The following is an 11891-nucleotide window of genomic DNA, read 5'->3' as shown; positions in this document are numbered from 1 at the left end:
CGTCCGGGCCGGCCGGCTGGGCTGGGCTGGGCTGGGCTGGGTAGCATGCCAGCGCCTGCCACCTGCCGCGCTCCCGAGATGCCACTGTCCTCGCCCGACCTGCCCCGTACCACGCTCGGCGTGCTGTTCATCGCACTGCTGATCGTGGGCTCGCTGTGGATACTGCAGCCCTTCATCGGCCCGGGGATCTGGGCGGCGATGCTGGTCGTGTCCACCTGGCCGCTGCTGCTGCGCCTGCAGCGGCGGCTGTGGGGGCGGCGCTGGCTGGCGGTGACGGTGATGACGCTGCTGCTGGTGCTGCTGCTGGTACTGCCGCTGACGCTGGCGGTGGGTGCGCTGGTGGCCCACATCGACCAGATCGGCGAGGCGCTGCGCGCACTCACCGCCTGGCGCCCGCCGCCCACGCCACCGGCTTGGCTGGCCGGGCTGCCGTTCGTCGGTCCGCACCTGGTGCGGGCCTGGGAGCAGGCGCTGTCGCTGGGCGCGGGCGGCCTGCTGGCCATGCTCACGCCCTATGCCGGCAACGTCACGCGCTGGCTGCTGCTGGAAGTGGGCAGCGTGGGCCGCTTGTTGCTGCAGTTCCTGGTGACCACGGTGCTGGCGGCGGTGATGTACGCCACCGGCGAGCGCTGGGCCGCGGCGCTGCGGCGGTTCGCCCGGCGCCTGGGCGGCGCGCAGGGCGAGTCGGTGGTGGACCTGGCCGGCCAGGCCATCCGCGGCGTGGCGCTGGGCGTGGGGCTGACGGCACTGTTGCAGGCGCTGTTCGCCGGCATCGGCCTGGGCCTGGCCGGCGTGCCCCTGGCCGGGCTGCTGACGCTGCTGATGTTCATGCTGTGCATCGCGCAGCTCGGCGCGCTGCCGGTGCTGCTGCCGGCCACCGTCTGGGTGTTCTGGAACGGCGCCACCGGCTGGGGCGTGTTCCTGCTGGTGTGGTCGCTGGTGGCCACGACCATGGACAACGTGGTGCGCCCGGTGCTCATCCGCATGGGCGCGGACCTGCCGCTGCTGCTGATCTTCACCGGCGTGGTGGGCGGGCTGCTGGCCTTCGGGCTGGTGGGCATCTTCATCGGCCCGGTGGTGCTGGCGGTGGCCTACACGCTGCTGGACGCCTGGGCCCGGCAGGCGCCGGACGCTGCCGCGCCGCCACCGCCCGCCGCCTGAGCGCGGCGCGCGGGCGGCGGCGGACGCGCCGGCGGCTACTGCGCCACGAAGCCGATGGGCGCGCGCTTGGGCGCCGCGCCGGGCAGGTCCGCCGGCTCGATGCGCTCGCGCCCGGCCAGGCGCGCGTTGCCGAAGGCCGTCATCCAGGTGCGGCGCATCTCGCGCGGGGCCAGGCCGGCCAGCCGCTCCAGCACCTCCTCCAGCGGCTCCGGGTCGAAGTGCCGGCCCCAGTCGTGCGCGGCGCGGATGCCGGTGTACAGGCGCAGCGCGATGCTGCGCGCGGCCTCGTGGTCGGGCGACTGCACCTCGTACACGTTCATGCGGTTGAGGATCGGCTCGGGGATGCAGCGCTCGTCGTTGGCCGTGGCGATCCAGATCACCTGGCTGGCGTCGATGGGCACCTCGGCGAACTCGTCGGTGAAGCTGTGCGCGGTGTCGTGCTCCAGCAGGGCGTAGAGCGCGCCCAGCGGGTCGTAGGCTGCTTCAGCGCGCGCCTTGTCGATCTCGTCCACCACCATCACCGGGTTGGCGTAGGCGCCGTCCACCAGCGTCTCGAACACCTTGCCGGGGCGCGCGCCTTTCCACTGGCTCGACGCGCCGCTCAGGACCCAGCCTGCGGTGAGGGAGCTCATCGAGATGAAGCCCAGCCCCGTGGCCAGCAGCTGCGACACCGCGCGCGCGAAGTGCGTCTTGCCGATACCCGGCGGGCCCAGCAGCAGCATGGGCGTGATCTCCAGCGCGTCGCGGCTGTCGTGGCACAGCGCCAGCTGGCGCCGCACGTCGTCGAGCACCTCGCGGAAGTTGGGCAGCTCGTCGTAGAGATGCTGCATGGCCGGCAGCCCCGAGGGCTTCACCTGGAAGCGCTCCGGCCCTTTTTCGAGCATGCGCTCGTAGGTGCTGCGCAGCTGCTCGTGCTCGCGCGGGGGCAGCTTGGTCAGCCGGCGCTCCACCTCTTCGACGCGGTAGAGGCTGCGCAGGCTGGCAATGGGAATGCCACCGGGCGCGGGCGAGGGAACGAGATCGGTCGACGGGGAAGCCATGAACACACCTCCTTGCGCTTGCCGGGCGCGCGGTCCACACCTGCCACCATCCAGCGCGAAAGGATCGTGCCGCGACGCCTTGTTTCAACCCGATTTAAGCAAGAGGCAGGCCCGCTGTGTGAGCCGCGTGCGCGTCTGGGCGCCAGCGGTGTGACCAATGACCCATTCCGCGCTGCGGCCGGGCCTCACTTCACCCAGGTGTTGAGCTGGATGATGGGCAGCAGCACCGCCAGCACGATGAGCATGACGACGCCGCCCATGCCCACGATCAGCAGCGGCTCCAGGATGGTGGCCAGCGCCAGCGCGCGGCGCTGCACCTCCGCGCCGAGCTGCGCGGCGGCGCGGCTGAGCATCTGCGGCAGCTCGCCGGTCTGCTCGCCCAGGCGCGCGAACATCGGCAGCAGGCCCGGAAAGCGCTTCTTGGCCGCCAGCGCCAGCGCCAGCGGGGCGCCCTCGCGCACCTGCACCAGCGCGTCTAGCGCGTCGGCGCGCATGGCCTGGTTGGACAGCGTCTCGGCCGCCGCCTGCAGCGCCTTGAGGATGGGCACGCCCGCGCCGGCCAGCATCGCCAGCGTGCCGGCGAAGCGCGCCGCGTTGTAGCCGCGCGCGAGCCGCCCCAGCAGCGGCAGGCGCAGCCAGCCGGCGTCGAAGCGTTCCCGGAACCCCGGGTTGCGCAGCGCCAGCATCAGGCCGCCGCCGCCGGCCACCAGCAGCGCCAGCACCAGCCAGCCCCAGTGGCGCGTGAAATCGCTGATGGCCAGCATGGCCACCGTGAGCGCCGGCAGCGCGCGCTTGGAGCTGGTGAAGACCGAGGCCACCTGCGGCACCACGTAGGTGACGAGGAACACCACGATCACCACCGCGATCAGCGACACGATGGCCGGGTACAGCGTCGCGCCCAGGAGCCGCGCGCGCAGCGCCTGGCGCTCCTCCAGGTCGTCGGCCAGCCGCTCCAGCACGGTGCCCAGTGCACCGCTTTGCTCACCGGCGGCCACCACGGCGCGGTAGACATCGTCGAACTCGCGCGGCGCGCTGCCCAGGGCACGCGCGAAGGCGGCGCCGGCATTGACCTCGCTGCGCAGGTGCGCCACCAGCTCGCGCTGGCGCGGGTCCTCGGCCTCGTCGGCCAGCGCCGTGAGTGCGCGCTCCAGCGGCAGCCCCGAGGACACCAGCCCGGCGAGCTGGCGCGTCCATACCGTCAGCGCCGTGCTGCCGAACACCCGCCCGCGCCAGCGCGCCATGCCCGCGGGGGCCCCGCCGCCGGCGCCGCCGGCCACGGGCTGCACCTGCAGCGGCACCAGCGCCTGGGCGCGCAACTGGGCCCGCGCCGCGCGCGCGTTGTCGGCATCCAGCAGTCCGGTGCTGGTCTTGCCGTTGGCGTCCAGGGCCTCGAAGCGGTAGGCGGGCATGCGTCCTTACTCCCTTGTTCCTTACTCCCGCGTCACGCGCAGCACTTCCTCGGGCGAGGTGATGCCCTCGGTCACCAGGCGGTCGCCGTCCTCGCGCATGGAGCGCAGCCCCGCGGCCTCGGCCGCGGCGCGCATCTGCGCCTCCGGGGCGCGGCCGTGAATGAGGCTGCGCACCTGCTCGTCGGCCACCATCAGCTCGTACACGCCGGTGCGGCCGCGGTAGCCGCTGTGGCCGCATTCCGGGCAGCCCACCGGGTGCCAGCGGCCCAGGTCGTCCTGGCGCTTGCAGTCCGGGCACAGCTTGCGCACCAGGCGCTGCGCCAGCACGCCCAGCAGGCTGGAGGAGAGCAGGAAGGGCTCCACGCCCATGTCGGTCAGGCGCGTCACGGCGCTGGGCGCGTCGTTGGTGTGCAGCGTGGCCAGCACCAGGTGGCCGGTGAGCGAGGCCTGGATCGCGATCTGCGCCGTCTCGTAGTCGCGGATCTCGCCGATCATGATCACGTCCGGGTCCTGGCGCAGGATGGCGCGCAGCGCCTTGGCGAAGGTCAGCTCGATGCGGGCGTTGACCTGCGTCTGGCCGATGCCCGGCAGCTCGTATTCCACCGGGTCCTCCACCGTGAGGATGTTGGTGGTGGCCGTGTCCAGCCGCCCCAGCGAGGCGTAGAGCGTGGTGGTCTTGCCCGAGCCGGTGGGGCCGGTGACGAGCACGATGCCGTGCGGCTGGTGCACCAGGCGGTCGAAGGTGGACAGCACGTCGCCGCTCATGCCCAGGCCTTCCAGCGAGAACTTGGACTCGCCCTTGTCCAGCAGGCGCAGCACCGCGCGCTCGCCATGGGCGCTGGGCAGCGTGGAGACGCGCACGTCGATGGCGCGCCCGCCGATGCGCAGCGAGATGCGCCCGTCCTGCGGCAGCCGTTTCTCGGCGATGTCGAGCTCGGCCATGATCTTCAGGCGCGAGATCAGCGCCGCGTGCAGCGCGCGATTCGGCTGCACCACCTCGCGCAGCGTGCCGTCCACGCGGAAACGCACCGAGGAGCTGCGCTCGTAGGGCTCGATGTGGATGTCGCTGGCGCCGTCCTTGGCCGCCTGCGTCAGCAGCGCATTGAGCATGCGGATGATGGGCGCGTCGTTGGCGGCCTCCAGCAGGTCTTCCACGGCGGGGAGGTCCTGCATCATGCGGCTGAGGTCCACCGCGCTCTCCACCTCGCCCACCACCGCCGCGGCGCTGGACTCGCCGCCGGCATAGGCCGCGGCGATGCGCTGCGACAGCGTCCCCGTCGCCTCGCGCTCGAAGTTGCTCACCTCGTACAGGCGCAGCACCTCCGACACCGCCGCGGCCGGCGTGGTGTCGCCGCTCCACAGCGTGAACTGGCCGCCGCCGTCGCTTTCGAGCAGCAGCGCGTTGGACTTGGCAAAGGCGTAGGGCAGGGGATAGCGACCCATGGCGGACCTCGGTACTGCGAAGAGGGTTGTAGTGTCAGCGCACCGGCTGCGTCTCGATGCGCGGCTCGGGCACGGGCTGCGGCTGCGCCGCGGGCGGGCCCTCCGACGGCAGGGTGGGTGGCGAAGGAGGCGTGTCGCCCGGCACGGCGGGCGAGGGCTGGGTGTTGCGCTCGGGAGCCACCGGGCGCACCGGTACCAGCGGCGAGCCCCGGCCCGGCACCTGCGGCTGCACCGGCAGCACCGGCGCGTCGTTCACCGGCGTGACCACGCTGGGCGCGGGCTGGCCGCCCTCCTGCATGGCACGGATGGCGTCGTAGCGGTCCAGGGACAGCGATTCGGCATCCCGCGGCGTGCGCAGCACCACCGGGCGCAGGAACACCAGCAGGTTGCTCTTGACGCGCTGGCGGTTGCGGCTCTTGAAGAGGTTGCCCACCACCGGCAGGTCGGCCAGGCCGGGGACGCGCTCCTCGCCGTCGGCGTACTCGTCGCGCATCAGGCCGCCCAGCACCAGGACCTGCCCGTCGTCCACCACCACGGTGGTCTCGATCGAGCTCTTGTCGGTGGTGGGGCCGTTGCTGGTGGTGGAGCCCGGCACCACGGCGGAGTTCTCCTGGAAGATGGTCATGCGGACCGTGCCGGCCTCGCCGATCTGGCTGCGGATGCGCAGCGTGAGGCCCACGTCACGCCGCTCGACGGTCTGGAACGGGTTGACGGCGCCGGTGCCCGTGCCGGTGTTGGTGAAGGTGCCGGTGACGAAGGGCACGTTCTGGCCCACGACGATCTTGGCCTCCTCGTTGTCCAGCGCCACGAGGTTGGGCGTGGAGAGCACGTTGCCGCCGACCTCGTTCTGCAGGAAGTTGGCCAGCGACACCAGCGTCACCACGCCGTTGACCCGGCGCACCAGGCCGACGTTGAGGCCGGCGCCGGGCAGCGACCCGCCACTGGTGCTGCCGGTGGTCCCGTTGCCGATCGCTGCGTTCACGCCCTGGATGACGTTGAAGATGTTGTTGGCGTTGTAGTTGGTGCCCGAGTACAGGAAGTTCTTGTCGCCTTCCTTGCCCAGGATGCCCTGCCACTGGAAGCCGAACTGGGCCGCCTTGGTGGCGTCCACGCGCACGATCATCGATTCGACGTAGACCTGGGCGCGGCGCGAATCGAGCTGCTCGATGACGGCGCGCAACTGCCGGTACATCGGCTCGGGCGCGGTGATGATCAGCGAGTTGGTGGCCGGATCGGCCTGCACGAAGCCGCCGGTGCTGGGCTGCGCCACGGCCTGTACCGGGGCGGTGGCCTGGGCCGAGAGCCCCGTGCTGGTGCTGCTGGAACTGCCCGTGGCGCCGAAGCTGGTCTGGGCGGCGATGGGCTGCTGCGCCGCCGGCGCCGCGGCGCCGCCCGTGGCCACCGCGCCTGCGGCGCCGGCCCCCGTGGCCGGCTGGGCCTGGGCCGCGAAGGCCGCGCGCAGCACCGTGGCCAGCCGCACCGCGTCGGCGTTCTTGAGGTAGACGACGCGGATGTTGCCCGCCTCGCTGCTGCCGTCCATGGGCCGGTCGAGCTTCTCCACCGTGGCGCGGATCTGCGCCAGCCGCGCCGGGCTGGCCGCGCGCACCAGCAGCGAGTTGCTGCGCGGGTCCGCCAGCACCGAGGTGCCGCCGGCGCCGCCCACGCCCGGCGCCCCGCCCGGCACGGCGCCCACCGCGCCGCCGCCGTCGGCCAGGCGCTGCACCAGCGTCACGACGTCGCTGGCCACGGCGTGGCGCAGCGGGATGATCTCGACGTCGGTGCTGGCCGGCTGGTCCAGCGCCGCGATGATGCGGCCGATGCGCTGCAGGTTGTCCGCGTAGTCCGTGATCACCAGGGTGTTGGTGGTCGGGTTGGCGTTGATGGTGTTGTTGGGGCTGATGAGCGGGCGCAGCACCGCCACCAGGTTGTTCGGGTTCTCATGGTTGAGCCGGAAGATCTGCGTGAGCACCTGGTCGCCGCGCTGCACGGGCGGGCCCACCTGCACGGTGCCGGCCTGCAGCTTGGCGTCGGCCTCGGGCACGACCTTGAGCAGCCCGCCGCTTTCCACCACGGTGAAGCCCAGGCCGCGCAGCTGCGCCAGGTAGTTCTGGTAAGCCTGGCGCACCGTCAAGGGCTGCTCGCTGTAGAGCGTGATCTGGCCGCGCACGCGCGGATCGACCAGGATCTGGCGGTCCACCATCGCCGCGATGGCGCGCGTGACGGCCTCGATCTCGGCATTGACGAAGTTCAGCGTCACCGGCGTGCGCGAGTTCAGGGCCGGGCCCGAAGGCACCGCGGGGGCCGGCGCGGAGGCACCGCCGGCGCCCTGCTGCGCCCACAGCGGCGGCGGCAGCAGCAGCGCGGTGAGCACGGCGCATGAAACCGGCCGTGCCAGGGGAAAAGCGGAGCGCCGTTGCGGCGCGGGAGAAGGGCGCTTTTTCTTCATGCTCATCCGATCGTGATGATGGCCCGCGCGCCCTGGCGCCGGCCGATGATGTTCAGCAGGTTGTTGAGGGCGGCCTCGCTGCCTTCGGCCGCGTGGGCTTCACCCGAGAAGCGCAGGCGCGAGCCGGCCCACTGGCCCTGGCCCGAGAGCTGCAGCGCACCCTGCAGCGTGCTGAGGTCCAGCGTCGTGGCCTGGCCCGTGCCCTGCACCTGCAGCCGGTAGCTGCCCAGCGGCTGCAGCGTGGACAGCCGCGAGGACATGCCCAGCACTTCCAGCTGCGCGCTGCCCTGCAGCGCCAGCCGGCCCTGCACCCATTCGAACCGCAGCCCCGGCGAGCTCATGCTCAGCAGGCCGCCGAGCTGCAGCGTGTTCCAGGGCGTGCCCAGCCCGGACAGCCAGGCCGCGGGCCATTGTCCAAGGCGGCCGTCGGGCGGCGGCTGCAGCTCGGCGCGCAACCGGCCCCATCCCGGCTGCAGGCGCAGCAGCAGGGGCCGCTCCATGCAGCAGTCCTGGCGCAGCTGCAGCGCGGCCTGAAGTCCCGCCGGGCGCAAGGTCCAGTGCAGCCGCCCGGGCAGCAGCACGGCATCCTGGCTGTCGGGGCCGGCGCTGAGCACCAGCACCGCGCTGCCGTCCCACAGCGTGCCGCGCGGCTGCGCCAGCAGCACGCGCTGATTGCTGGCCGAAGCCAGGGCCTGCGCCAGCCAGGCCGCCGGGGCGAACAGCACCAGGGCCAGCAGCGCGCCGACCAGGCCGCCCCACAGCGCCCAGCGCCGGCTGGCGCGGTGCAGCCGCTGCCAGGCCTGCGCCGTGAGCGTGGCTTCGGCCTGCGCCAGCGTGTCGGTGCGCGCAGTGCCGCGGCGCGGCCAGGACAGCCCGCGCCTCAAGGCGTACCCCCGAGGGCGAGCACCACGTTGCCGCTGAAGCCCTGCCCGGCGCGCGTGAGCTGCATTTCCACCGGGCGCGCGCGCGCGCCGTTGCGCACCTCGGCCAGCCAGTCGCGCAGCTGCTCGCCCTCGACGCCGGTGAGCGTGACCGTGGCGCGATCACCGGCCACGGTCAGCTTGGCACGCTCGCCCAGGCGCTGTGTGGCCGAGCGCAGCGCTTCCACGCCCTGCGCCGCCGGTACGGGCGGCGTGGCGCGCAGCTCGCGCACCTCGGCGGCCTGGCGCTGCATGCGCTGCAGCTGGGCCTCCAGGCGGTCGATCTCGACCGGCGCCTCGCGCAGGGTGCGCCAGGCCGGCTGCACGGCCAGCAGCCACAGCAGCAGCACGCCCAGCAGCGCGCCGGCCACGCTGAGCAGCCGCCGCTCGCGCGGGGCCAGGGCGCGCCAGCGCGCGCGCAACTTGTCGCGCCAGACGGTCAGGCGCTGGGTGAGCTGTTCACGGGTGGCCACGGCGTTCATGCACCGCCCTCCGGCCGCAGCGTGAGGCGGCCCTCAGCGGCCTCGACCACCCAGCCGCCGGGCCGCAGCTGGGCTTTGAAATTCTCGATCTCGGCCGGGCTCCAGCCGGCGGCCGGCAGCGTCAGCCGGCCGGGCTCGAAGCGCAGTCCCTCCAGCGGCGGTCGTCCTTCCGGCCAGGCCAGTGCGGCGGCGGAAAGCAGCGATTCGACGTCGGCTTCCCCAGGCCGGCCGGCGGCGGCGCGCAGCGCCTGCGTCTCGCGGTCCATCTGCAGCGGCGCGTCCAGCACCGCGCGCACCTGCGGAAAAGAAGCGCGCAGCACCTGCTCCATGGCCAGGCGCCGCTGCTCGATGCCCGAGTGCAGTTTCCAGGCATAGAGGTTCATGCCCAACAGCTGGGCTGCGGCCAGCGACACCAGCCCCCAGCGCACCGGCCGCCAGGGCGGGCTGCGGAACTGGCGCCAGGCATCGCGCAGGGCGAGCATGCCGCGGTGCTGGGGCGCCAGGTCGAACTGGCGCAGGTTCCACAGCGAGCGGGCCGCCTCCAGGGCGCGCTCCTCGTCGCTGAGCAACTGCACCGGCGCGCCCAGCCAGCGCTCGGCCTCGGCCGCGGCGGCGGGCGAGGCCGTCCAGCGCGCGCCTTGCTCCTGCCAGCGTGCCAGCAGCTGGCGCGCCATGCTGCCCTGCAGGCGCAGCGCCGTGACACCGTCGCCGTCGCACCAGGTCAGCCGCAGTGGCGCCTGCGGATCGTCGCCCGGCACGGTGCTGAAGTGGCCATGGGGCTGCGTCGCATCGGGCCAGGCCGCGGGCAGCACGCGTTCCACGGGATGGCCCGCGCCTTCGAGCTGCGCCAGCTGCGCCACCAGCCAGGGGCGGTGCGTCGCGGCGATCCAGGTCGGTTCGCCGGGCGTGGCCTTGGGCGCCAGCGCCAGGTGCACCAGCTCCGGGTCGTCCAGCAGCGATTCCTCCAACAGCCCCAGCAGCGCCGCGCGCAGCTTGCCGGCCGGGGCCTTGGGCAGCGTGGCGCGCAGCCAGCTGCAGTCGGTGTCGGCCAGCAGCGCCAGCACCGTGTCGGCGCGCGGCAACAGCGCCGCGGCACAGCGGCCGCTGCTGCCCACGGCCAGTCCATCAGGACTCAGGACATAAGCGAAGTCGCCGCCGCGGGCCGCCGCTGCGCCGCCGTCGGCGCCCAGGCGTTCGCGGGGCGGGATCTGAACCACGAGGATGGACATGTGAGTCGAGGCTAACGAGTTTGCTGCGTTGCGGCAATTTGACGGCGGCCGTGCCGGCGCACGGGGCGGCAGGCTACCGCAGTTGCGTAACAGCCACGTTAACGCGTTGCCGTGGCGGACCCTGCCGGGGCCGACGTGGTGTTGACGCGCTCGCGCCGGATGGTCACCACGTCCCGGTCGCGCCGCACCAGCGAGCGCTCCTCCAGCACCTGCTCGCCCAGCCGCAACCGGCCGCGCACCTCGAAGTAGTTGGTGCTGACGCTGGTGTAGTCGAACTTGGGTTGCGGGTTGCTGGAGGAAAACAGCGCCTTGGCATCGTTGACGTCGCCGAACGGCGAGCGCTCGCGGGCCTGGACCAAGCGCTGGGCGCTGCCCAGGTCCAGCCCGACGACGACGGCGGCCAGTACCTCGCGTGGCGCGGTGTTGAGGTTGACCTTGGTGCCGGTGACGGGCAGCAGCACGATCCAGGGAGCCAGCTTGGCGCGGGTGGCTTCGTCCACCCCCAGCCAGCCCAGCTGGTCGATGCTGCGCGGCGCCAGCGGCGCCTGCGCCTCCGGCACTTCGGCCAGGGCCTGGCGCAGCTGTTCGGCCAGTTGCGGCGCCAGTCCCGGCGACAGCGACGCGTTGGTCAGCAAGCGCTGCAGCACGACGACCTGGTCCTTGTCGATCTCGCCGTCCGCTTTCACCAGGTTGCGCAGGTTGTAGCGCGACTGGGCATCGGCAATCTCGCCGGAGAGGAAAGCCTCCGGGCCGTCATCGGCGTTGCCGCTGCGCTCGGCGGCCAGGAAGGTGGACAGCCGCGCCTCGGCCAGCGGCACGGACCAGGGCTCACCCAGATGGTCCACCTGGCTGGTGCGCCCATCCTCGCGCAGGATCAGCCGCGCCCAGTCCAGCGCGCCATTGAGGATCCAGGCCGACTGGGCGCGCGCGCGCTCGGCCGCCTCGATCTCCACCGCGCGCCACTGCTGCCACACCATGCCGGCCGCCAGCGTGCTGACCACCGTCACCAGCACCATCGCCACCAGCAGCGCCGCGCCCGACTGCCGCCGGGCCCGGGCGCGGTTCGGCGCCAGGCGACGGGATACCGGGCTTGCCGTGGCGGCAGCAGGGAGGGCTGATGGCGTCATGAGGTGGCCTGCGGTCCCAGCGCAATGGAGCGCGTGATCGTGCCCGGGCGCGGCCGCGTCACCGTGAGCACCAGCCGCACGCCCGTGGGCAGCTCGACGCGCTGCTGGCCGCCCGCTGCGCTGTTGGGGTCGAGGTTCACCACGTCGGCGCTGGACTGGGCGTTGCTCCAGCCGTTGCGGCGATAGAAATAGACCTGGATGCCATTGACGCCCTCCAGCAGCAGCAGCTGGTTGGGTTCGTTGCCCAGCAGCTGCTGGCTGCGCATCCAGTGCTCCTGCAGATCGCCGAAGCGCTGCACCACGGGGCTGGCCCAGCGCAGCCAGCGCTGGCCGCGCAACTGCCAGGCCACGAGCTGCACGCCGTCCTCGGTGGCACGCGTCAGGCGCAGCGTGGCGCCGTCAAAGCTCAAGGCGGGCACGCCCGGCGTCTCGTACAGCGCTTCCAGGTCGGCCTGCCACTGCGCCAGCACGGTGTTGAGCCGCTCGGTGGCTTCGAAGTTGAACTGGGTGGCCTCGCGCGCGCGGGCCAGGCCGTCGATGCCGCGCCAGGCCAGGCCGGCCATCACCGACATCACCACCAGGGCGACCAGCACTTCCACCAACGTGAAGCCGCCCGCGCGCGCGCGTCGCATCG

General features: G+C 73.0%; 10 protein-coding genes. 1 reads left to right on the top strand and 9 read right to left on the bottom strand.

The window, feature by feature from the left end:
- Window positions 1-45: 45 nt before the first annotated feature.
- Window positions 46-1161, top strand: coding sequence for an AI-2E family transporter YdiK (gene ydiK / locus HHL10_RS00605; protein WP_235970960.1), 1116 nt, complete (start codon window positions 46-48; stop codon window positions 1159-1161).
- Between the two features lie 35 nt (window positions 1162-1196).
- On the opposite strand, the gene HHL10_RS00600 is transcribed toward ydiK, so the two are convergent.
- The 9 genes from HHL10_RS00600 to HHL10_RS00560 all read right to left on the bottom strand — a co-directional run bounded on the left by HHL10_RS00600 (window position 1197) and on the right by HHL10_RS00560 (window position 11889).
- Complete coding sequence (locus tag HHL10_RS00600) at window positions 1197-2201, bottom strand: AAA family ATPase (RefSeq protein WP_169158403.1); 1005 nt, start codon at window positions 2199-2201, stop codon at window positions 1197-1199.
- A 185-nt stretch (window positions 2202-2386) separates the two neighbouring features.
- Complete coding sequence (gspF, locus tag HHL10_RS00595) at window positions 2387-3610, bottom strand: type II secretion system inner membrane protein GspF (protein ID WP_169158402.1); 1224 nt, start codon at window positions 3608-3610, stop codon at window positions 2387-2389.
- Between the two features lie 21 nt (window positions 3611-3631).
- Window positions 3632-5053 carry a type II secretion system ATPase GspE gene (gspE, locus tag HHL10_RS00590; RefSeq protein ID WP_169158401.1) on the bottom strand — a complete coding sequence of 474 codons (1422 nt, stop codon included), beginning with the start codon at window positions 5051-5053 and terminating at the stop codon, window positions 3632-3634.
- A 34-nt stretch (window positions 5054-5087) separates the two neighbouring features.
- Entirely contained in the window at window positions 5088-7499 is a 2412-nt protein-coding gene (gene gspD / locus HHL10_RS00585) for a type II secretion system secretin GspD (protein WP_169158400.1), read from the bottom strand.
- A 2-nt stretch (window positions 7500-7501) separates the two neighbouring features.
- Complete coding sequence (gene gspN / locus HHL10_RS00580; RefSeq protein ID WP_310734498.1) at window positions 7502-8383, bottom strand: type II secretion system protein N; 882 nt, start codon at window positions 8381-8383, stop codon at window positions 7502-7504.
- On the bottom strand, window positions 8380-8901 hold the full coding sequence (locus HHL10_RS00575; protein ID WP_169158399.1) for a type II secretion system protein M: 522 nt from the start codon (window positions 8899-8901) through the stop codon (window positions 8380-8382). The genes gspN and HHL10_RS00575 overlap by 4 nt, the downstream gene beginning before the upstream one ends.
- Entirely contained in the window at window positions 8898-10130 is a 1233-nt protein-coding gene (gene gspL, locus HHL10_RS00570; protein ID WP_169158398.1) for a type II secretion system protein GspL, read from the bottom strand. Before gspL ends, HHL10_RS00575 begins: the two co-directional genes overlap by 4 nt.
- 98 nt (window positions 10131-10228) lie before the next feature.
- On the bottom strand, window positions 10229-11257 hold the full coding sequence (gspK, locus tag HHL10_RS00565; RefSeq protein ID WP_169158397.1) for a type II secretion system minor pseudopilin GspK: 1029 nt from the start codon (window positions 11255-11257) through the stop codon (window positions 10229-10231).
- Window positions 11254-11889 (bottom strand): type II secretion system protein GspJ, encoded by a 636-nt coding sequence (locus HHL10_RS00560; protein WP_169158396.1) that lies wholly within the window; start codon window positions 11887-11889, stop codon window positions 11254-11256. Before HHL10_RS00560 ends, gspK begins: the two co-directional genes overlap by 4 nt.
- Window positions 11890-11891 lie beyond the last annotated feature (2 nt).

This window comes from Azohydromonas caseinilytica (assembly GCF_012927045.1).
GTDB classification, from domain to species: Bacteria; Pseudomonadota; Gammaproteobacteria; order Burkholderiales; family Burkholderiaceae_C; genus Azohydromonas; species Azohydromonas caseinilytica.
Note: the sequence above shows the minus strand (reverse complement) of the source record. Positions and strands in the feature narration are given on the sequence as shown.